Raw genomic sequence first — 21137 nt, forward strand, 5'->3', positions numbered from 1 at the left:
GCGACCGCGCGGGGGATTTGCATTTTGCGCAATATTAGATCAGTCGCAGGCCTGCTGTTCGGATTTTCGGTGGTGATCGCCTTCGCCATCGCGATCTACACCGCCAATGTGTTCTTTTCCAATGCACTTTACATCCGCGACGCCCGCGAAGCCGCCAAACGCATTTCCTGGGAACTCGGCGAATACCTGGACAGGGGGCGGGCCCCACGCCTGACGGCGGATCTCGCCCATGAAGGATACGCGCGCAAGCCTGACCTGCTCGGGACGCCGCCCATGCTGCGCTCGACCCTCGACGGCCTCGATGCCCGCCGCAACGCGTCGGCTGCGACCGACATGCGGATAGACCGGTTCGTCAACCACCTGGAAAGCCATGAGGATGTGAGCACCGTCGCCATCGTCTGGTTCGCCGGGCACGACGGCGAAGCCGCCGACGTACTGCTGCCGCGCGCGTCTACCGACGTCCTCGCACGCGCCCACGCCCAGTTGCGCACCCTGGTGCGCGACGTGCGCGCCACCGCCGCCCCCGCCGTCGACGTCGGCAAGAGCGTTCTCGGGCTGGGCGGAGGGATGTCGCTGATCGCCATCCCCATCGCACAGGAAGGCCAACTCGCGGGCACCGTGGTCGTGACCTACGACCAGAAGAACACCGGCGTCTTCCTGACCGACATCCTGCGTTTCGGCGTCGCCATCGTCGTCACCCTTCTGTTCGTTGCCATGGGCCTTGCCGCGCTGTTCGTCTGGATGCGCTTCCGCGACCGGCTGAACGCCAGCAAGACAATCCAGTTCCTTGCCCATCACGACGCGCTGACGAGCCTGCCCAACCGCACGGTCTTCAACACCAAGCTGACCGAGGCCTTGCGCCTGGCCCATGCCAAGGCGAGCAACATCGCCGTCATCCTGATCGACCTCGACAAGTTCAAGGACGTGAACGACACCCATGGCCATGCCGCCGGCGACCTTTTCCTGCAGATCGTGTCCGACCGGCTGAGCGCGGTCTTCTCGCGGCACCTGGTCGCCCGTCTTTCGGGCGACGAGTTCGCCGTGTTGCTGGCGACCGACGCCGACCGCGAAAGCGTGACCCGGCTCGCCGAGGCCATGCTCGCGGCAACCGAAATGCCGACGCGGATCGACGGCAAGGACATTCCCGTTTCCGTCTCCATGGGCATTGCCCAGGCAACGGATGCCGCTTGGCGCGCGTCCCGCCTGCTTCATTGCGCCGACCTGGCGCTCTACCGCGCCAAACATGACGGCCGCTCGACCTACGCCTGGTACACGGCCGACATGGATGCTGATGCCAAGGAGCGCAAGAAGCTCGAGACCGACCTGCGCAAGGCGCTCAAGGAAGACCAGTTCCGCCTGCTCTACCAGCCGCAGTTCAGCCTCGGCGACCTGAAGCTGACCGGTTATGAATCACTGCTGCGCTGGGAGCATCCCGAACGCGGAACCATCTCCCCGGCGATCTTCATCCCGATCGCCGAAGAGGCCGGCCTGATCGAGGACATCGGCTTCTGGGTGCTGCGCCGTGCCTGCGCGGAAGCCGCCGCCTGGAATGACCAGAGCCTCTCCGTCTCCGTCAACGTCTCCGCCGCGCAATTCAAACCCGGCAACACCGAGCTTCATGTCTTCGAGGCGCTTCAGGCAAGCGGCCTCAACCCGCGCCGCCTGGAGATAGAGATCACCGAAAGCCTGCTCATCGCCAATACGGCTGCGGTGGTCAAGACGCTGACCGAGGTCCGCGCCCTGGGCGTGTCCGTTGCCATGGACGACTTCGGCACCGGCTATTCGAGCCTCAGTTACCTGTCCCGCTTCCCCTTCGACACCATCAAGATCGACCGCTCCTTCGTCGCCACCCTTGGCAGCAACGGCACGACGGATGCGATCATCGCTTCGATTGTCGGCCTCGGTCGCTCGCTCGGCGTGACCATCACCGCCGAGGGCGTGGAGAACGAGGAACAGGTGACCCTGCTGCGCGCCGCCGGCTGCGACAAGGTGCAGGGCTTCCTCTTCGGTCGGCCGATGGACCTGTCGAACGAACTGGAAAGCGCCAACGCCGCGCGCCAGCAGGAAAAGAACCGCGCCTTCCTCGCCAAGCGGCGCAGCAGCTATGGCTTGCCGTCGCCTGCTGATGCCGCGATCACCGACGGCACGGCGATCTCGCTGCCTGAGGCGAATGCGTCCGACCAGGGATCCGGCGAGACGGCCGCTCCGAACGGCGAAGCGACAGCCGACGCCGACATGACGCCAAAGGCCGACGATGGCCCAGTGGCCGGGCGGACGACAGGCAGCCGCGGCGAAAGCACCTACGGCTGAACGCCCGTCTACATGGCCGCCGCAGCCCGCGCCGCCTGGTCGTAATGGCCGGAGACGGAGCGCAGCGTCGCCGCGAGCCGCGACAGCTCGGCCTCATCCATGCCCAGCGCCTTGACCGGCCCGACGAGCAAGGCCTCGCGCAGACGCCGATACTCCATGCAGATTGCCTCGCCCGCGGGAGAGATCGCCACGGTCTTTTCCTTGCCGCGCTTTCCCGTCTCCACGAGCCCCGCGCCGACGAGCTTCTTCAGGGCGTAGGTGACCGTGTGGGTGTCCTCGATGTTGAGCACCAGGCAGATGTCGGCGAGTGACTTCGGACGCCCGCGGTGGTTGACGGAATGAAGGACCAGCGTGTCCAGCGGGCTCATGCCCGGAGCACCGGCCGCCGCCATGCAGCGCGACATCCAGCGATGATAGGCGTTGACCATCATCGTCACCGCGAATTCGACCTCGGAGAGCGCCGGCATCGCACCGGAGGCCAGATGCGCCGCCGATACGACAGGCCCGATGCCGGAAGCCGCCGGAGCGGCGTGGCTGGTCTCGTCTGCCATTCATCTTCCCGTTGCCAGAATGAAACGTCCGCGCAAGGCTAGTGCATCCTTGTGCGGACTGGAAACCGCCCGAACCAAAAATCGGTGCAAGAGAGCGTGACCACCGCTCAGGTCGACGGGTAGCGGCGCGGCGAGAGGCCACTGTGGAACCAGCTCACGAGGCTCTCGACGGAATAGACAGGCACGCCACAGGCTTCCCGGATGTCGGCTGCATAGGGAACCATGTTGGTGCATTCGAGCACGATGGCGCCGACCTCCGGGTGATCATCGAGGAGAGCCTGCGCCGCCGCAACGTTCTCCGCGCGGGCACGTTCGACGTCCAGCGTCGTGCGATTGCCGAGGATGGCGCTGGAGAACTCCGTCCCCGCGTCGAGCCCGGCGACAGGCGTATCCGACCGGCAGCCGGCGGCGGCAAGATGCGCCGGCGTCAGCGACGCTGCCGAGATCGTCAGGATGCCGGCGCGGCGCGATGCCGGCAGCAGCGCCTCGACCATAGACACCTGCATGAGCGAGGAGGTCGCCACCGGCACGCCCAGCGCCGCGCGCAGCGCATCCTGGAAAAGCACCAGGAAGCCGCAACTCGTCACGATGCCCTGCGCGCCCTCCGCGACGAGCGCGTGTCCCGCCTCGACGAACGGCGCAAGCAGCCCTTCCGCCCCGCCCGTCACCGCAAGCTGCGGACTCGCTCCGCGAACCACCTTGAAGGCAACCGGAAACGGCCACGTCGCCGGATTGCCGAGATCGCCAGGAATGCGTGGAAAGCGCGTTTCCAGCATGAGGATACCGATTGACGCAAGCCCGTTCCTGTCGATCAAATTCCCCTCCGGCGCGCAAAGGCCCTGTCGTTCCGGCCAACGATGACCCGACCCGCCCTCGCGGTCAAAGGCGAATGCCAGCGACCGGCGAAGGACTGTGGAACGACCTCCATTGCCGTGATTTTATCGATAAATCGTTGACATGAAGCACCGCCGCTTGCAGAGTTTTACAGGGCAGTTTCGGAGGGGTTTGTGCGCAAGGCGAGTGTTGAGACGGACACTGTCGCGGTGATCGGTGCCGGAATCGTTGGCGTCAGCGCCGCGATCTGGCTTGCCCGGGACGGACGCGATGTCGTCCTCATCGACCGTGCCGGACCCGGCGAGGGCACTTCGCACGGCAACGGCGGCGTTCTTGCGTCCTGCTCGGTCGTGCCGGTCACCGTTCCGGGCCTGATGCGCAAGGCGCCGGGCATGATCCTCGACCCGAAGAGCCCGCTGTTCTTGCGCTGGTCCTACCTGCCGCGCCTGATGCCGTGGCTTGCCCGTTACCTTTCCCATTGCAACGAGCGCGACGTCCGCCGCATCGCCGCCGCCCTGACGCCCATTCTCGGCGACAGCCTTGAGCAGCATCAGGCGCTGGCAGCGGGCACTGCGGCCGAACGCTGGATCCGCCCGTCAGACTATCTTTATGTCTATCGCGACCGTGCCGCCTACGAGGGTGACGCCTTCGGTTGGGGCATCCGGCGCGACTGCGGCTACACATGGGACGAGATGGAAGCCGAGGAGCTTGGGCGTTACGATCCCCTGCTCGGCCCGGCAAACCGCTTCGCCGCCAAGCTTCCCGGCCATGGCGTGATCCGCGATCCCGGCCTTTACGTGAAGGATCTTGCCGCCCATTTCGAGACGCTCGGCGGACGCATCGTCAAGGCAGACGTCAAGGGCTTCGAGTTCGACGGCGACGGCCGTCTCGCCGCGCTTGGCACCGACGCCGGGCCGATTGCGGCAAGCCGCGCGATCGTCGCCACCGGCGTCTGGTCGAAAGGCCTGTCGAAACTGCTCGGCATCGATGTGCCACTGGAGAGCGAGCGCGGCTATCACCTTGAGCTCGAGGAACCCAGCGCCTCGCCAGCGGCGCCCGCCATGGTTGCCTCGGGGCGTTTCGTCATCACTCCGATGGAAGGCCGCATCCGCCTCGCCGGCATCGTCGAGTTCGGCGGGCTGGAGGCCGGCCCCGCCGAGGCGCCCTTCGGCATCCTCGAGGCGGAGCTTCGCCGGGCAATGCCCACCCTCTCCTGGAAATCCACCCGAAAATGGATGGGGCACCGGCCGGCGCCGAGCGACTCCATCCCCGTGATCGGGGCGTCGCCTGTCCATGGCGATGTCCTGATGGCCTTCGGCCACCACCACGTCGGACTGACGGGCGGGGCGAAGACCGGACGGCTTGTCGCCGACCTCATCGCCGGACGAAAGCCCAATATCGACCTGACCCCCTATTCGCCGGAGCGTTTCGCCAGCTAGAGTGACGCGATCCCGCAAAGAGCGGCAAGGGACGACAAACAGACCGACCAGAGCAGGAACCCGCCCCCGAAACCGCCGTTACAAGGCGTCCCGGGCGAAAGCCAGAAAATGATTGGAGGACTTGAAATGACTGTGTCCACGAAGACCCGCAAGACGCTTGCCCGCACCACGGCCCTCGTTGCCGCCGGCCTCGCCCTCGCCGCGACCTCGCTGCCGGCGAGCGCCGAGAAGTGGGACCTGCCGATGGCCTATCCGGCCAGCAACTACCACACGGAAAACGGCGCCGCCTTCGCCGCCTGCGTGACCAAGGGCACCGACGGCGCGATCGAGATCGTCACCCATCCCAACGGCTCGCTCTTCGGCGGCGCCGACATCAAGCGCGCCGTCCAGACCGGCCAGGTGCCGATCGGTGAGCGCCTGCTCTCCGCTCATGCCAACGAGAACCCGCTCTTCGGCGTCGACAGCATTCCCTTCCTGGCAACCTCCTTCGACGATTCCGTCAAGCTTTGGGCGGCAGCCCAGCCGGCGATCGAGGAAGCTCTCGCCGACCAGAACCTCGTCCTGCTCTACACCGTGCCGTGGCCGCCTCAGGGCATGTACTTCAACAAGGACGTGAACTCGGTCGCCGACATGGAAGGCCTGAAGTTCCGCGCCTACAATGCCGCGACCGCCAAGCTCGCCGAGCTTACCGGCATGCTGCCGGTGCAGATCGAGGCGGCCGAGGTTCCGCAAGCCTTCGCCACCGGCGTCGCCCAATCGATGATCTCGTCGGGCGCGACCGGCTATGACAGCAAGCTGTGGGAGCATGTCTCCAACTTCTATGCCGTCGACGCCTGGCTGCCGCGCAACGCCGTCTTCGTCAACATGGACAGCTGGAACGGCCTCGACGACGCGACCAAGAAGGTCTTCACCGACTGCGCCGCCACCGCCGCGGCCGACGGCCTCAAGAAGGCCCAGGACTACACCTCCTTCACCCTCAACGGGCTGAAGGAAAACGGCATGAAGGTCGAGATGCCGAGCGACCAGCTCAAGGCCGACCTCGCCAAGATCGGCGAGACCATGACCGCCGAATGGCTCAAGTCCGCCGGCGACAAGGGCAAGGCCGTCGTCGACGCCTACAAGGCGAACTGACCAGGCCTGACACGGACCCCCGGCGGATGCGCCGGGGGTTTCCGGATAGCTCCTGGCCCCAAGCCGGACGTTCGTTCCGGCACCGGCCACCTGTGACCGCGCGAACCCCAGGGACGATCCCATGACCGCACTCGGACGAGGGCTGAGACGCCTTCTCGACGGGCTCTATTTCGCCGGCGGCGCGCTCGCCGCGCTCTGCCTCGTCTCCATCCTGGTGATCATCGTCGCCCAGATGGTGGCGCGCTGGACGGGCCTCACCTTCCCCGGCGCGGCCAGCTATGCCGGCTATGCCATGGCCGGCGCCTCGTTCCTTGCCTTCGCCCATGCGCTCAACCGCGGCGCCCATATCCGCGTGAGCCTGCTCCTCGCCGCGCTCGGCCGCCACGCCAGGTGGCTGGAGGTCTGGTGCTTCGGCATCGGCGCGGCGCTTGCCTGGTTCCTCGCCCGCTACGCCATCAAGGCCGTCTACTGGTCGTGGAAGCTCAAGGACGTCAGCCAGGGGCAGGACGCGACGCCGCTGTGGATCCCGCAACTCGCCATGGCCACCGGCGCCGTCCTGCTGGCCATTGCCCTTACCGATCACCTCCTGCGTGTCCTGTTCACCGGCGATGCCGGCATCAAGGCGGACACGGTCGAACAGAGCCACGGGGAATAGGCATCGATGGAAACCTTCGCCCCGATCGTTCTCTTCCTCTTCGTTCTCTTCATGCTGCTCGGCACCGGCGTCTGGGTGGGCCTTGCGCTCCTCGGCGTCGCCTTCGTCGGCATGGAGCTCTTCACCTCGCGTCCCTCCGGCGATGCCATGATCACCGTGATCTGGGCCACGTCCTCCTCCTGGACGCTGACGGCGCTGCCCCTCTTCATCTGGATGGGAGAGATCCTCTACCGGACACGGCTTTCGGAAGACATGTTCCGCGGCCTGTCGCCCTGGATGGCGCGGCTTCCCGGCGGTCTGCTCCACACCAATGTGGTCGGCTGCACGGTCTTCGCCGCCGTCTCCGGATCCTCCGCCGCGACGCTGACCACCGTCGGCAAGATGTCCGTGCCGGAGCTGCGCAAGCGCGGCTATCCGGAAAAGATGGTGATCGGCACCCTCGCCGGCGCCGCAACCCTCGGGCTGATGATCCCGCCGTCGCTGACGCTCATCGTCTACGGCGTGACGATCAATGAATCCATCACCAAGCTGTTCATGGCCGGCATCCTGCCGGGTCTCGTGCTCGCCGGCATGTTCATGGGCTACATCGCGATCCACTCGAAGTTCTCGCGCGACTACAACCCGACGCCGGAGCCGAGGATGTCCTTCGCCGAGAAGCTCGCCAACTCGCGGTTCCTGCTGCCGGTGCTCGGCCTCATCGCCGTCGTCATCGGCTCCATGTACCTGGGCTACGCCACCGCGACGGAGGCCGCCGCCCTCGGCGTCATCGGCGCGCTGGCGCTCGCCGCCGGCCAGGGATCGCTCACCTGGTCGACCTTCGGCGAAAGCCTGATGGGCGCGACCCGCACCTCCGCCATGGTGGCACTGATCCTCGCCGGCGCGGCCTTCCTGTCGCTTTCGATGGGGTTCACCGGCCTGCCGCGCGCGCTCGCCACGTTCATCGGCAGCCTCGAGCTTTCCCGCTTCGAGCTGCTGATGGCGCTGCTCGTCTTCTACATCGTCATCGGCTGCTTTCTGGACGGCATCTCCTCGGTGGTTCTCACCATGGCCGTGGTGGAACCGATGGTGCGCGCCGCCGGCATCGATCTCGTCTGGTTCGGCATCTTCATCGTCGTGGTCGTCGAGATGGCGCAGATCACACCGCCCATCGGCTTCAACCTCTTCGTGCTGCAGGGGATGACCCGGCACGAGATGCCCTATATCGCCCGCGCGGCGCTGCCGATGTTCGCGATCATGGTCGTCATGGTCTTCGTGCTGATCGCCTTCCCGGATCTGGCCACCTGGCTGCCGGAGAACATCCGCCAGCGGCCCTGACCGGCACGGGCAGCCGGCGGCGATCCTCCGCCACCGGTTGCCGCAATTCTAACGTTGACATTTTATCGATAAAAAGTTGACTTAAGCAAATCCGGGAACGCTGGACTTGCGAACCGGGGAAATTCGGACTTCAGGGAGACAACGGCATGACGAGCGGCAAGTGGGACTTCTGGATCGACCGTGGCGGCACCTTCACCGACATCGTCGCGCGCACCCCGGACGGCGAGATCAGGGCCCACAAGGTGCTCTCCGAGAACCCCGAAGCCTATCGCGACGCCGCTATCCAGGGCATCCGCGAGTTGATGGGCGTCGCCGCCGACGCGCGCATCCCGGCCGAGAACATCGCCGCAGTGAAGATGGGCACCACGGTCGCCACCAACGCGCTGCTGGAGCGCAAGGGCGACCGCACCCTGCTCGTAACCACCAGAGGCTTCCACGACGCACTCGAGATCGGCTATCAGGCACGCCCCGACATCTTCGCCAAGAAGATCGTCAAGCCCGAGCTGCTTTACGAGCGCGTGGTCGAGGTGGCCGAGCGCGTGCGCGCCGACGGCACGGTCGAGGCCGAGCCGGACCTCGATGCCGTCGAGGCCGAACTGCGGGCCGCCTATGACACCGGCATCCGCTCTGCCGCAATCGTCTTCATGCACGCCTACGCCTTCCCCGCGCACGAGAAGAAGGTCGCCGAGATCGCCCGCAAGGTCGGCTTCCCGCAGGTTTCCGTCAGCCACGAGGTCTCGCCGCTGATGAAGCTCGTCGGGCGTGGCGACACCACCGTGGTCGACGCCTATCTCTCGCCGATCCTGCGCCGCTACGTCGAGCAGGTGGCAAGCGAGCTGCAGATCGAGGGCACCGACTGCCGGCTGATGTTCATGCAGTCCTCCGGCGGCCTCACGGCGGCGGACCTCTTCCAGGGCAAGGACGCCATTCTGTCGGGTCCCGCCGGCGGCGTCGTCGGCGCCGTCGAGACCTCGCGCATGGCCGGCTTCGATGCGGTCATCGGCTTCGACATGGGCGGCACCTCGACCGATGTCTCGCACTACAACGGCGAATACGAACGCGCCTTCGAAACCGAGGTCGCCGGCGTGCGCATGCGCGCGCCGATGATGATGATCCACACCGTCGCCGCCGGCGGCGGCTCGATCCTCCACTATCGCGACGGGCGCTTCCAGGTCGGCCCGGATTCGGCCGGCGCCAATCCGGGGCCTGCCTGCTACCGGCGCGGCGGGCCGCTTGCCGTGACCGACGCCAACGTCATGGTCGGCAAGCTCCGTCCGGACTTCTTCCCGAAGATCTTCGGCAAGGGGCGCGACGAGACGCTCGACCGCGACGTGGTGGTCGCGAAGTTCGAGGCGCTTGCCAAGGAGATCGGCGACGGACGCTCCGCCGCGGAGGTCGCCGACGGCTTCCTGCGCATCGCGGTGGAGAACATGGCCAACGCCATCAAGAAGATTTCCGTCCAGCGCGGCTATGACGTCACCGAATACGCGCTGACCTGCTTCGGCGGCGCCGGTGGCCAGCATGCCTGCTCGGTCGCCGACAGCCTCGGCATGACCACCGTCATCGTTCACCCGCTGTCGGGCATCCTCTCCGCCTACGGCATGGGGCTGGCAGACATTCGCGCCACCCGCCAGCAGGCGGTCGTCAAGCGTCTCGAGCCCGCCACCCTCGACGAGCTTCAGGCGCTGCTCGACCGGCTTTCCGCCGAGACGCGCGCCGAGGTCGCCGGACAGGGTGTCCCAACGGCCGAGGTACGGGACCTGCCGCGTGCGCTGCTGCGCTACGAAGGCACCGACACGCCGATCGCCGTCGCCTATGTCGCCTCCGACATAGACGCGATGACCCAGGCCTTCGCCGACGCGCACCGGGCCCAGTTCGGCTTCGTCTACGAGAACAAGCCCATTGTCGTGGAAGCGCTCGAGGTGGAATCGGTCGGCGGCGGTTCGGGCATCGACGAGCCGGATCTCGCGACCGCGACCGGCGAGCCCGCCCCCTCCTCCACCGGCGACGTCTTTGCCGACGGGACCTGGCACGAGGCCGGCTTCTTCGCCCGCGGCGACCTGCGGCCCGGGCAGAAGCTGATGGGCCCGGCGCTGATCGTCGAGCCGCACCAGACCATCGTCGTCGAGCCGGGCTGGCAGGCGGAGATCACCGCCAAGGACCACGTCGTCCTGAAGCGCGTGGAAAGGCTCGCCCGCGCCGAGGCCATCGGCACCAAGGCCGATCCGGTCATGCTCGAGGTCTTCAACAACCTCTTCATGTCGATTGCCGAGCAGATGGGCGTGACGCTTCAGAACACGGCCTATTCGGTCAACGTCAAGGAGCGGCTCGACTTCTCCTGCGCCGTCTTCGATGCCTCCGGCGCGCTTGTCGCCAATGCTCCGCACATGCCGGTGCATCTGGGGTCGATGGACCGCTCGGTCGAGACCGTCATCAAGCTCAACGAGGGACGGATCAGCCCGGGCGATGTCTTCGCCCTCAACGCCCCCTATAACGGGGGCACGCATCTGCCGGACATCACGGTCGTCTCCCCGGTCTTCGACGATGCGGGCAAGGAGATCCTGTTCTGGGCGGCAAGCCGCGGTCACCACGCCGACGTCGGCGGCTCCGCCCCCGGCTCCATGACCCCGCGCGCCACCACCGTCGACGAGGAAGGCGTCCTCATCGACAACCTCAAGCTCGTCGACCGGGGCAACTTCCGCGAGGACGCGCTGGTCGAGGTGCTGACCAACCATCCCTGGCCGGTGCGCAACGTCACCCAGAACGTCGCAGACCTGAAGGCCCAGATCGCCGCCAACGAAAAGGGCGTGAAGGAACTCCGCAAGATGGTTGCCCACTTCGGCCTCGACGTCGTCCAGGCCTACATGGGCCACGTCCAGGACAACGCCGAGGAAAGCGTGCGCCGCGTCATCGAGGCGCTGACCGACAGCGAGTACGAATACCCCACCGACCAGGGGTCGGTGATCCGGGTGAAGATCTCCGTCGACAAGGAGAAACGCGAGGCGACCGTCGACTTCACCGGAACCAGCGGCGTGAAGCCCAACAACTTCAACGCCCCCGAGCCGGTAACCCGCGCGGCGGTGCTCTACTGCTTCCGCGTCATGGTCGAGGGTGACATCCCGATGAATGCCGGCTGCCTCAGGCCGATCCACATCGTCATTCCCGACGATTGCATGCTGCGTCCGTCCTATCCGGCGGCCGTCGTCGCCGGCAACGTCGAGACCAGCCAGCATGTCACCAACGCGCTCTTCGGCGCGCTGCAGGCGATGGCGAACAGTCAGGGCACGATGAACAACCTGACCTTCGGCAACGACACCTACCAGTACTACGAGACGCTGTGTTCCGGCTCGCCCGCCGGCCCCGGCTTCGACGGTACAGACGGCGTTCACGTCCATATGACCAATTCGCGCCTCACCGATCCGGAAGTGCTCGAGTTCCGCTACCCGGTGCTGCTGGAGGACTTCCATATCCGCCAGGGTTCGGGCGGCAAGGGCAAGTGGTCGGCTGGCAGCGGCACGAAGCGCACCATCCGCTTCCTGGAGGAGATGGAACTGGCCATCCTCTCCTCCCACCGGACCATCGCCCCGAAGGGCATGGAGGGCGGCGACGACGGCCAGCTCGGCCGCACCCTGGTGCGCCGCCTCGACGGCACCAGCGAGGAACTCGCGGGCTGCGACCAGACGGTGCTCAAGGCCGGCGAGGCCGTCACGGTCATCACCCCGACGGCAGGGGGCTGGGGCAAGGCCTGACGGCCCCGGCCTGGACCGATCGGCGCGCGCGGGTTCCTCACCGGGATCCGCGCGCGTCCTTGCCCGGAATACGCTATCCAGGATACCGAAAGTCGAACCGTGGCCAGCCCGCCTGAACAAGACTGACTCGTCAGAAAAGATGCTTACACCACAAGCAAGGCGAAGCATCGAAAGCAATTTATAAAATAATAAAAGTTGAAAACCGTTAGAAATCAAAAAACAAACCGCAAGTATATCTCTCAAAAAACCAGAAATACGATATAATTTAGTATATTCTGATGTTTAATATTAAAATTATATTAATTAAAATAATGCAATGACGGTAAAAATGCCATGACAGGCAACCTTTCGATAACTTTATCTCGTGAATATATCAATCGTATAAAATGTTAATCGTTGGCGCAGATAAATTGAAATCGGGGATGGGGAATAACGACCGTAACAACCTGCTTCAAGCTACGGAAAAAAGATATGGCTATGAGCCCCGCCGGCCCCTCCAGACTGCGTTCCATTTCGGCCAAGGTACTCGGGCTTGTCGCTTTCCTGAGTGGCATGATGATCGTCATCGCCTGTGTCGGCCTGTTCCAGATGAACCGCATCGGGACAGAGCTTGAGGAAATCGCCGGGGAAACGATCCCGCTGACGACGAATGTCACCCGGGTCAGCCTGCATCAGCTCGAGCAGGCGGTGCTGCTGGAGCGGCTGCTACGGGTCGGTGAGCTTGCCCCCAGCCCGGCGACCGGATCACTCGACCAGCTCGCCGACGGGCTCGGCAAACTTGCCCAACAGGTCGGCGAGGAGATTTCCCTTGCCGAAGGAATCGCCAAGCAAGGGCTTTCGGTCGCCAGGACCGATGCGCACAGCGCCAAATACAATCACATTCTCGAGCAGTTGAAACGCATCGAGGTGGAACACCTTGCCTATGACGACCACATCCAGAAGGTCATCGCCGAGATCCGGGCGGGCGACATTGCCACTGCGGAAAAGATCTCCGTCGAACTGGAACGCGAACAAGAGCGCCTCAACGGTGAGCTTGTCGCCCTGACCGACGAGTTGGACCGCTTCACCGCCGCCTCCAGCCGCGCCGCCGAGGAGCACGAACGGCACGGTCTGCTGGTCGTCAGCATCGTTGCCGGCATCGCCATTTCCGGCGGCATCGTCCTCGCCTCCCTGCTCTCCATCTATGGTATCAGCCGGCCGCTGCGCCTCGTCGTCACCGCGTTGAACCGTCTTGCCCAGAACGACACCAGCGTTGAGCTCAACGTGCGCAGCCGCGACGAGATCGGCGAACTGGCCGTCGCTTTCGAGGCGTTCCGCGAGAAGACCATAGAGATCAAGCGGCTGCAGGAGCAGGCAAGGGAGGAGGAAGAGCGCATCGAAATCGAGAAACGCGAGGCCACCCTGCGCCTCGCCGACAATCTGGAGACGACGGTGAAGCACGTCTCCGACAGCATCGCGACTGCCATTGTCGAGCTGGAGGCGGCCGCCGAGGTCATGGCCCGCAGCGCCCAGGATACCTCCAACAATGCCGGAACGGTCGCCGCCGCCGCCGAGGAATCCGCCACCGGCGTCCAGACCGTCGCCAGCGCCGCCGAAGAACTGTCCGCCTCCATCGGCGAGATCAGCCGTCAGGTCACCGCAGCGCTCGAGGCAGCCGGCATCACCAGCCAAAGTGCCCGCAGGTCGAGCGAGACCGTCACCGTTCTCGCCTCCTCGGCGCGCAAGATCGACGATGTGGTCAAGCTCATCAACGACATCGCCGGACAGACCAATCTGCTGGCCCTCAACGCCACCATCGAGGCGGCCCGCGCCGGAGAGGCCGGCCGCGGCTTCGCCGTCGTCGCCGGCGAGGTGAAGGCGCTCGCCAACGAGACAGGACGCGCGACAGGCGACATCAGTGGCCAGGTCAGCGAGATGCAGAGCGGCGCCGCCCTCACCTCCAATGACATCGCCGCAGTCGTCGAGGCCATCGGCAAGATCAACGACCAGATTTCCGCCATCGCCTCCGCCATCGAGGAACAAAGCGCGGTGACCGCCGAGATCGCGCGCAATGTCGGCGACGTGGCCAAGGGCAGCAACGACATCACCCGGACAATCGGGTCCGTGCGCGCAAGCGCGGTGGATTCAAGCGCCGGCGCGCGCCAGGTGCTGTCCACGGTCGGCAACCTGTCGAGCCAGTCGCACCTGCTTCAGCAGGAACTCGATACCTTCCTGCACAACATCCGCTCGGCCTGAGTACCACGGCGGCGGCACCGCCCTTGCAAGTCGTTGCCGCCGCGCGCCCAAACCGCGACAATCGCCTTCGGGCTGCAGCCCCCGGGGGAGCCCGCGCGCCACCGGCCACCCCGTTTCGCGAGGCCGCCCGTGACAGCCAGCCTTTCCCTGCTTTTCCAGGTGAGCGACGCGCTCACGCGGGCCGGCCTCACCTGTCATCTCTTCGGTGGGTTTGCGGAGGAGGCACGCGGGCTGCGTCCGCCCGCCCTCCATGGCGACATCGACCTTCTTCTCGAGATCGACACCGCCACGCCCCCCGACCACGCGCTTGCCGGCTGCCTGCCCGCCGCGCGCCCACTCACCGCCAAGCGCTTTCATCACAAGCGCGCCTTCGTTCTGGAAGGATGCCTTGTCGAGCTGCTGCTTGTGAGCCGCTCGTCCGACGGGGCATGCCGGACGCTGTTCTGGGGCGACACGCCGCACGACTGGGCCGCGCCGCTGGCCACCCCGCTTGTCTTCGCCGGCCGTTCCGTTTCCGTCGCGACAGCCGCGAACCTCCATGGCTACCGCGCGGGCCGCGCGCGGCTCCAGCCGGAGCGATGGCGCGATCCCGCCTCCATCGTGCCCGCCAACACCGACTGTTGAGCGGAGACGGACCGTCTCAACGCTTGCCCGCCAGCACCACGCCGCGCCGGTCGAAGATCATCGACACCGGCTTGTGGTCGCTGGTCATCGCGTAGGCCGGACGGGTCCCGGTGACCGCGTGGTGGATCTCGTGCTCGACGCATCCCCCGCCCTCGCGCGCCCGGTAGGCGAAGGACGGGACCTGCCTGTTGCCGGTGAAGCTCTGGCTGAAAAGGATGTGGTCGAGCAGGATGCGCGGGTCGCGGCCGGGATCGAGCGCATCGCGGAAGAAGACCGACCAGCGCTCCTCCTCCACCGCGTCGAAGAGCGCATGGTTGAGAAAGCGCCGCGCGAAGAAGATCTCTCCCTGCAGCGTGCTGATGAGATCGTGATAGAGGAAGCGCCGCTCGATGCGCTCCTTGCCCGGACCGTCGTTGAGGTCTCCGGCGACGATGATCGGCACACCGGTCTCCGCCTCGAAACGGGCATCGATATAGTGGCGCACATCGGCACACTCGGTGGTGATCTTGGTCCGCGCCTTGACGAGTTCGGCGACGAGCTTCGGATTGTCGGCGAAATAGTGCGGATCGGTGGGGTCGCCGGTGCCGCGCACCCGGGTGAACTTGCTCTTCAGGTGCGCGCCGACGATCTCCAGCCGGTGCCCGCCAACGGTCGCAAGGAGCACCTGCGGGTGCCGCCAGTGGGAATGATTGCGGTCGATGTCATATGAAAGCGTGTCTCCGGCAAAGCGCGGGTAGGACACATCCCAGCGCCCGCCCGCGTGCTCGCCGCCAGAGTTCGCCGCGACCAGCGCCTGCCAGCGGTCGAGATGAAGGAGCTCGCCGGAAATATCGACGCCCTTGCGGATCAGGAACCAGATCCACTGCCGCCCTGTCGTCGCGTCCGTGCCCTGCATGCCATAGTCGCCGCGCTCACCCCCGCCGCGCGTCACCACAGCATGCCCCGGGGCGACCGCGCCGAAGAAGTCCTCAGCGCGCGCCTCGCCGTTCGGCCCCTCGCAGATGAGCAGGATATCCGGATCAATCGCCGCGATCTCGGCGGTGATCGCCTCGCGTCGCGCCTCCGCCTTCGCCCTCTTGCTCGGATCCGCGTCGGCAAGATCATCGATCAGCTTGTCGGCGTGCTCGATGTTCCAGGTCGTGAACTTGAAGCTCTGCATGGCACCCTCCCGATAGGCGCGAATGAAATAACTATACAATCAATGCGGGAATTATCCGGGAAAAGTAACCTAGCGTCAAATTGCGACTTCACAGCCCTCGCAGCACGCCGAGAAGCAGGATAACGGCTCCGGCGAACAGGCACAGTAGGGTCAGCAGCATGCCGGCCACCCGAAACGGAAGATTGCGGTCACCCTCGGCCATGCCATGGGCGTGGAGCAGCCGGCCGGCGATCAGGGCGATGCCCATGGCATGGATCAGGTAGATCGACGTGGACTGCAATTCCGCCAGCGCCATGAGAAGCAGGATCAGCGGGCCGTATTCGGCCGCGTTGCCGTGGATACGGGCGAGACGCTCCAGCCGCCCGTTGCCATTGTGGCCGACGCTGACGCGCGCCGACTTGCGCTGACGCACCACCTGAACCGAATAAAACAGAAACAGAAGGGCGAAAAGCGCCGCATAAAGCGCCGTTACATGAGCCATGTCACTTCCCTTTCCCGGGTCAGCGCCCGGTAGCCGCGAACATCCAGTTCAGTATCAGCCGCCAGTCGGTCATTCGGATCGGCGTGCCATGCGTGCCGGTCTCGAACAGGACGAACCGCGCGGGATATGTCGGCGCACGGGCCTTGAGGCGTTCGAAGAAGCTGGCCTGTCGGCGCCAGTCATAGACCTCGTCCCAGCTTCCGTGACCGAAGTAGATCGGCAGCCGTCCGGCGCGGAACGTGGCGGACGAAAGGAACTCCTCGTCCCAGGTCGAGCCCATCAGCAACATGCCGCCCATCATCGCGGCCGCGCCGGGGTCCTTGGCCAGCCGCCAGCACAGGAAGCCACCCATCGACCCGCAGGCGACATAGACCTTCGCCCCGGGTGACTGGTCCACGTAGTGGCGCATCAGCGCCTTGACGTCGGCCGCCCCCTTGGCCTCGAAATTCTTCACGTCGAGCGTCAGATAGAGCCCGGAGTTGCGCACCATCAGGTTCTTGATGCGGTTGAAGTTTCCGCCGAAACTGACGTCGCTCATGCCCTGGAAGCGATTGCCGCCCTGGCCGTGGACGTAGATCACGACGGCCTTCGCCCCGCGCGGTTCGCCGACGCGCATGTAGCTGACCGTGCGGCCGTTGGCCTTGAGCGTCAGGTCCTCCTGCGAGCCGCTCGGCTTCATCGACACGTATTCGCCGTAGACCTCGCGCTCCCACACCTTGTCGCGGCGGTGGATGTCGCGGCGCTTGTCGTAGTCGACGATGACGAAGGCGTCCTCAGCCGCCCCCGCCAGCAGGCCCGGATAGCGGAACAGCCGGTCCTTGTAGCTGTCGAGCCGATAGGCGGCCGCGGCCGGCAGCGCGCTGCCGGCAAGAACGGCAAGCCCGAGGATCGCCGCCAGCAGGGATGCGGCACGGCCACGTCCCGGTGTCGCGGATTTCGCCAAATCCAGATCGCGCGCGCGGAAATCGGTCTTCACGTTGGTCCTGTCTGCTCGCGTCGCCCGCCCGGCGCGCCGGTTTGAAGAATCGCCTCGCCAGCCGCGCCGATCATCCCCTCTCGCGGGCCTCTTTCGCAAGCGCCACGAGACGCGGGCGCAAATCTCCGGCGGTCGCGAGCGGAGGGTCGAAGGCCAGGCGGGCGACCCGGTCACCGTCCATGAAGTCGAGCCCCTCCGGGTCAAAGGAGGAGAGGAACCAGCTCCCCTCGCCCGCCCGCGCCAGCCGCTCGGCATACAGGCGCACCGCATCGAGATGGTCTGCGTGCATGTGGGCGATGGCACCCGCCTCCATCGCCGCGAGTTCCTCCAGCGCCGGATGGCCGGCGATCGACAGGTCCGCGCCCTCGAGCAGATAGGCCTTGCCGAAGCCGCCGTTAAGGCTCGCCCGCTCCATGCGGATGCGGAAGAAGGAGAAGTCGGAAAAGCCCGCGTAGAGCTTGGCCTTGGGATGACGGCAGAGATAGCGGCGCTGGATCGCAGCATGGGCGGGGTCATCGCGCCCGATCCGCTCCGCCCGGCCGGTGACGGAAAGCCGCGGATGGGCAAGCGGGTCGCCCTTGCCGGGCTCGCCGACAAGCAGCGCACAACGCGCGTCATGCTGCAGCGCCCTGGTGTGTTGGGAAAGCGAGGAGACAAGCATCGCCGGCGTACCATCCATCTCGCTCGCAAGCGCGACGCGCGAGACGAAGGGAAACCCGTCACCCGGGTCGAGCACGCCCAGCGCGCCGAAGCGCGCGATGCGGATCAGCCGGCGCGCCATGCCGCGCGCCTCCGCGTCCGTCGGCAGCACCGGGGACGGCCGGTCCTGTCGCCCGTCGCCCGTCTCGCCTTCAACCATGCCGGTTCCTTCCGCATCGACCGGAGCGTGACGGCCGTCACACAGTCCGGGTCACGCTGTCGCCATATTGGAAGCGATGCTTGGCAAAGATCACAAGGAAATACAACCGTGAGATCCGTCATGACCCTGCGTCTGAAAGCTGGACTGCCCCGCCTCCGCCGCTGGCTTGCAACCGGCGCGCTGGCCGCAGCCCTGTGCGTGCCGGCAAGCCTTGCCCCGCAGTCCGCGGCCGCGCAGGGCGTTTATCGCGACGGTCGCCCGGCTGTCGGCGTGCATCTCGTCGGTGGACGCCACCACCAAAGGGGCGGAAGAAACTGGGGCCACAGGGGCCGGGGCCACGGCCATTGGGGCAACAGGGGCCGCCACAACAGAGGCTGGGGCAATAGGGGCTGGGGCAATAGGGGCTGGGGCAATAGGGGCTGGGGCAACCGGAACCGCTATTACCGCCCCTATAGGCCCTATCGCTACGACCCGGGCCCAGGCATCGCGCTCGGCATCATGGGGCTTGCGACGGGCGCCATTATCGGACAATCCCTCAACTCCGGAGGGCGCGACTACATCGACCCGCCGGTTCGCGTCCACCGGGCACGCCCGGCTCCCTGGACGCCGGATTGGTATGCCTATTGCGCGCGCAAATACCGCAGCTTCAACCCGGAGACCGGCTATTTCCTGGCCTATTCCGGGCGCTACCGGTTCTGTCGCTAGGAGGCTTCGGCACCGAGCAACGGAACAGAAAGAGAAGCCTGCGCGTTCTTGAAACTGAATGCCAGATGAACGGGGGTCTCAGTGCCCGTTCAACCAGGATCGGTCATTCTGGCCTCATCGATCACGGAGACACCCGGCCGACCGACGCCATGCCCCCCAAGACCGGGCGCCGGACTCAGCTTAGAAAGCGTTCCGAAAGGACCAGAAAATGGCTCTCAAGCGTATCGCATCCCGTCTGCTCGCCGCCGCTCTGGTCGGCGCCATCATCGTCCCGACCGTCGTCGCTCCCGCCGAAGCCGGCCCCCGTCGCGAATGGCGCGACCGTGGCGGCCACGGTGGCGGCGGCCGTCACGGCGGCCACAACCGTCACAACCGTCCCGACCGCGGCGGCTACCGCGACCGGGATCGCGATAACGGCAACAATGTCGGTGCGGCCATTGCCCTTGGCGTGATCGGACTTGCCGCCGGCGCGGCCCTTGCCGGCGCGGCCAGCGCCCCCGAGCCGATCGATCCGCCCTACTATGGACCGAACTACGGGCCGGCCGACGGCGACTACTACATCGACCCGGCCCACCGCGGGACAGGCTTCCGCAAGCCCTACTATCCGAATGCGCCGCGCGTTTCCGCCGGCTACGCGCCGGAGCCCTGGTCGCGCGAGTGGTACGCCTACTGCGCCGACAAGTTCCGCAGCTTCGAGCCGCGCACCGGAACCTACACGACCTACGGTGGCGAGAAGCGCTTCTGCCAGTAAGGCAAGGCCAGGTCCCAAGCGAACTTCGGAGGCGCCCCATCGGGCGCCTCTTTCATAATCGCCACCCGGTTTCCCCGACGGCCTTGTCCGCGCCATCGCCCCGAAACGCCTTGCGCAATCATCCGCGTCTCCCCGAATTGCCGACTCCGCACGCGCGTGCGAGCCTGCCTGTCACGAAGCCGCAACACGCGGACGCCAGCGGGGAACACCAGGTGACGAAGCGACAATCCGGAACGAAACCAGGCACGCAGCAAGATGCGCCCGAGGCGGCCGATCTGCCGAGCGAGGCCGCCAGCCCCCTCGCAGAGGAGACGGCGGATCCTGCGGCGGATGCGGCCACGGCCGACGCAGCGCTTGCGGCCGTCGGCGCGGCGGAGCCGACGCCAAGTGCGCGCGCGGGCGCTGCGCGGCGGCACCGGCTCGCCGAGATGAAGCACGATCCGGATGCCATCCGCGAGGTTTTCGAGACCGGCTCCTACCCCTATGCGGCCAAGATGCGCCGCAAGGTCTACGAGGAACACAAGGCCGCGCTTCAGGTGGAGCTGCTGAAGGCGCAGAACTGGGTGGCGGAAACCGGCGAGAAGATCGTCGTCCTGTTCGAGGGGCGCGATGCCGCCGGCAAGGGCGGCACGATCAAGCGCTTCATGGAGCACCTCAACCCGCGCGGCGCGCGGGTCGTCGCCCTGTCGAAGCCGTCGGAGCGCGAACAAAGCCAGTGGTACTTCCAGCGCTACATCGAGCAGCTTCCTGCCGGCGGTGAAATCGTCTTCTTCGACCGCTCCTGGTACAACCGTGCCGGCGTCGAGCGGGTGATGGGCTTCTGCCAGCCCAATGAATATCTGGACTTCATGCGCCAGTGCCCGCTGTTCGAGCAAATGCTGGTCCAGTCCGGCCTGCGCCTGTTCAAATACTGGTTCTCCGTCTCCCGGGACGAGCAGCGCCGCCGATTCAACGACCGGCAAACCGATCCGCTGAAGCAGTGGAAGCTCTCGCCCATCGACCGGGCCTCCATGGACAAATGGGACGACTACACCGAGGCGAAGGAAGCCATGTTCTTCTACACCGACACGGCGGACGCGCCCTGGACGGTGGTGAAGTCGGACGACAAGAAGCGCGCGCGCATCAACTGCATGCAGCATTTCCTGGCCAACCTGCCCTATCCCGACAAGGACCGGTCGGTGGTCCGCGCGCCCGATCCGCTGATCGTTGGCGCAAGCTCCCACGTCATCGGCCGGGACACCCACATCCTCGGCAAGACGCTGCACCCGGAGAAGCGCCACACCCCAGAAACCTGATCTGTGCCCAAATCCTTGAAAAGGCTTGCAAGATAGCCGCTGATTGGAAAAACTCCCAAGGTCAACAAG

At 66.0% G+C, this 21137-nt stretch carries 17 protein-coding genes; 11 read left to right on the forward strand and 6 right to left on the reverse strand.

Going from position 1 to position 21137, the window contains the following annotated elements; all coding sequences use genetic code 11:
* Positions 1–24 precede the first annotated feature (24 nt).
* On the forward strand, positions 25–2310 hold the full coding sequence (locus tag ACN0WF_RS01785; protein ID WP_417771048.1) for a putative bifunctional diguanylate cyclase/phosphodiesterase: 2286 nt from the start codon (positions 25–27) through the stop codon (positions 2308–2310).
* A gap of 8 nt (positions 2311–2318) precedes the next feature.
* On the opposite strand, the gene ACN0WF_RS01790 is transcribed toward ACN0WF_RS01785, so the two are convergent.
* Together ACN0WF_RS01790 and ACN0WF_RS01795 are read right to left on the reverse strand one after the other, a co-directional pair.
* Positions 2319–2861: a winged helix DNA-binding protein gene (locus ACN0WF_RS01790; protein ID WP_417771049.1), complete on the reverse strand. Its 543-nt coding sequence runs from the start codon at positions 2859–2861 to the stop codon at positions 2319–2321.
* A gap of 107 nt (positions 2862–2968) precedes the next feature.
* Positions 2969–3676, reverse strand: a complete 708-nt coding sequence (locus ACN0WF_RS01795; RefSeq protein ID WP_417771050.1) for an aspartate/glutamate racemase family protein — start codon at positions 3674–3676, stop codon at positions 2969–2971.
* 192 nt (positions 3677–3868) lie between these two features.
* On the opposite strand from ACN0WF_RS01795, the gene ACN0WF_RS01800 reads away from it, so the two are divergent.
* The 7 genes from ACN0WF_RS01800 to ACN0WF_RS01830 all read left to right on the forward strand — a co-directional run bounded on the left by ACN0WF_RS01800 (position 3869) and on the right by ACN0WF_RS01830 (position 14842).
* Positions 3869–5134, forward strand: coding sequence for an NAD(P)/FAD-dependent oxidoreductase (locus ACN0WF_RS01800; RefSeq protein WP_417771051.1), 1266 nt, complete (start codon positions 3869–3871; stop codon positions 5132–5134).
* A gap of 126 nt (positions 5135–5260) precedes the next feature.
* On the forward strand, positions 5261–6265 hold the full coding sequence (locus ACN0WF_RS01805) for a TRAP transporter substrate-binding protein (protein WP_417771052.1): 1005 nt from the start codon (positions 5261–5263) through the stop codon (positions 6263–6265).
* Between the two features lie 121 nt (positions 6266–6386).
* Positions 6387–6920 (forward strand): TRAP transporter small permease, encoded by a 534-nt coding sequence (locus tag ACN0WF_RS01810; protein ID WP_417771053.1) that lies wholly within the window; start codon positions 6387–6389, stop codon positions 6918–6920.
* Positions 6921–6926: 6 nt separating this feature from the next.
* Positions 6927–8234, forward strand: a complete 1308-nt coding sequence (locus tag ACN0WF_RS01815) for a TRAP transporter large permease (protein ID WP_417771054.1) — start codon at positions 6927–6929, stop codon at positions 8232–8234.
* A gap of 146 nt (positions 8235–8380) precedes the next feature.
* Positions 8381–11983 (forward strand): hydantoinase B/oxoprolinase family protein, encoded by a 3603-nt coding sequence (locus tag ACN0WF_RS01820; RefSeq protein WP_417771055.1) that lies wholly within the window; start codon positions 8381–8383, stop codon positions 11981–11983.
* Between the two features lie 471 nt (positions 11984–12454).
* Entirely contained in the window at positions 12455–14218 is a 1764-nt protein-coding gene (locus tag ACN0WF_RS01825; RefSeq protein ID WP_417771056.1) for a methyl-accepting chemotaxis protein, read from the forward strand.
* A 129-nt stretch (positions 14219–14347) separates the two neighbouring features.
* Positions 14348–14842: a hypothetical protein gene (locus ACN0WF_RS01830; RefSeq protein WP_417771057.1), complete on the forward strand. Its 495-nt coding sequence runs from the start codon at positions 14348–14350 to the stop codon at positions 14840–14842.
* Positions 14843–14858: 16 nt separating this feature from the next.
* On the opposite strand, the gene ACN0WF_RS01835 is transcribed toward ACN0WF_RS01830, so the two are convergent.
* The 4 genes from ACN0WF_RS01835 to ACN0WF_RS01850 form a co-directional block, all read right to left on the reverse strand.
* A complete protein-coding gene (locus ACN0WF_RS01835; protein ID WP_417771058.1) occupies positions 14859–16001 on the reverse strand; it encodes an endonuclease/exonuclease/phosphatase family protein in 1143 nt (380 codons plus the stop codon).
* A gap of 88 nt (positions 16002–16089) precedes the next feature.
* Positions 16090–16482, reverse strand: coding sequence for an MAPEG family protein (locus tag ACN0WF_RS01840; protein ID WP_417771059.1), 393 nt, complete (start codon positions 16480–16482; stop codon positions 16090–16092).
* Positions 16483–16501: 19 nt separating this feature from the next.
* The gene (locus ACN0WF_RS01845) at positions 16502–17458 is read right to left on the reverse strand and encodes an alpha/beta hydrolase (RefSeq protein ID WP_417771060.1); all 957 of its coding nucleotides are present in this window, start codon (positions 17456–17458) and stop codon (positions 16502–16504) included.
* A gap of 70 nt (positions 17459–17528) precedes the next feature.
* Positions 17529–18317, reverse strand: coding sequence for a HugZ family protein (locus ACN0WF_RS01850; protein ID WP_417771061.1), 789 nt, complete (start codon positions 18315–18317; stop codon positions 17529–17531).
* A 120-nt stretch (positions 18318–18437) separates the two neighbouring features.
* On the opposite strand from ACN0WF_RS01850, the gene ACN0WF_RS01855 reads away from it, so the two are divergent.
* The 3 genes from ACN0WF_RS01855 (at position 18438) to ppk2 (ending at position 21068) form a co-directional block, all read left to right on the forward strand.
* Complete coding sequence (locus ACN0WF_RS01855; RefSeq protein ID WP_417771062.1) at positions 18438–19022, forward strand: BA14K family protein; 585 nt, start codon at positions 18438–18440, stop codon at positions 19020–19022.
* Between the two features lie 208 nt (positions 19023–19230).
* Positions 19231–19773: a BA14K family protein gene (locus ACN0WF_RS01860; RefSeq protein ID WP_417771063.1), complete on the forward strand. Its 543-nt coding sequence runs from the start codon at positions 19231–19233 to the stop codon at positions 19771–19773.
* Between the two features lie 212 nt (positions 19774–19985).
* Positions 19986–21068 (forward strand): polyphosphate kinase 2, encoded by a 1083-nt coding sequence (ppk2, locus tag ACN0WF_RS01865; RefSeq protein ID WP_417771064.1) that lies wholly within the window; start codon positions 19986–19988, stop codon positions 21066–21068.
* The last annotated feature ends 69 nt before the right edge of the window (positions 21069–21137 follow it).

Origin of the sequence: Stappia sp., assembly GCF_048268045.1 — a bacterium.
GTDB lineage: Bacteria > Pseudomonadota > Alphaproteobacteria > Rhizobiales > Stappiaceae > Stappia.

Excerpts from the sequence above, each read along its gene's own strand:
- ACN0WF_RS01790 (WP_417771049.1), bottom strand. The coding sequence starts at position 2,861 with ATGGCAGACGAGACCAGCCACGCCGCTCCGGCGGCTTCCGGCATCGGG.
- ACN0WF_RS01805 (WP_417771052.1), top strand. The coding sequence starts at position 5,261 with ATGACTGTGTCCACGAAGACCCGCAAGACGCTTGCCCGCACCACGGCC.
- ACN0WF_RS01810 (WP_417771053.1), top strand. The coding sequence starts at position 6,387 with ATGACCGCACTCGGACGAGGGCTGAGACGCCTTCTCGACGGGCTCTAT.
- ACN0WF_RS01815 (WP_417771054.1), top strand. The coding sequence starts at position 6,927 with ATGGAAACCTTCGCCCCGATCGTTCTCTTCCTCTTCGTTCTCTTCATG.
- ACN0WF_RS01820 (WP_417771055.1), top strand. The coding sequence starts at position 8,381 with ATGACGAGCGGCAAGTGGGACTTCTGGATCGACCGTGGCGGCACCTTC.
- ACN0WF_RS01825 (WP_417771056.1), top strand. The coding sequence starts at position 12,455 with ATGGCTATGAGCCCCGCCGGCCCCTCCAGACTGCGTTCCATTTCGGCC.
- ACN0WF_RS01835 (WP_417771058.1), bottom strand. The coding sequence starts at position 16,001 with ATGCAGAGCTTCAAGTTCACGACCTGGAACATCGAGCACGCCGACAAG.
- ACN0WF_RS01840 (WP_417771059.1), bottom strand. The coding sequence starts at position 16,482 with ATGGCTCATGTAACGGCGCTTTATGCGGCGCTTTTCGCCCTTCTGTTT.
- ACN0WF_RS01850 (WP_417771061.1), bottom strand. The coding sequence starts at position 18,317 with ATGGTTGAAGGCGAGACGGGCGACGGGCGACAGGACCGGCCGTCCCCG.
- ACN0WF_RS01855 (WP_417771062.1), top strand. The coding sequence starts at position 18,438 with ATGACCCTGCGTCTGAAAGCTGGACTGCCCCGCCTCCGCCGCTGGCTT.
- ACN0WF_RS01860 (WP_417771063.1), top strand. The coding sequence starts at position 19,231 with ATGGCTCTCAAGCGTATCGCATCCCGTCTGCTCGCCGCCGCTCTGGTC.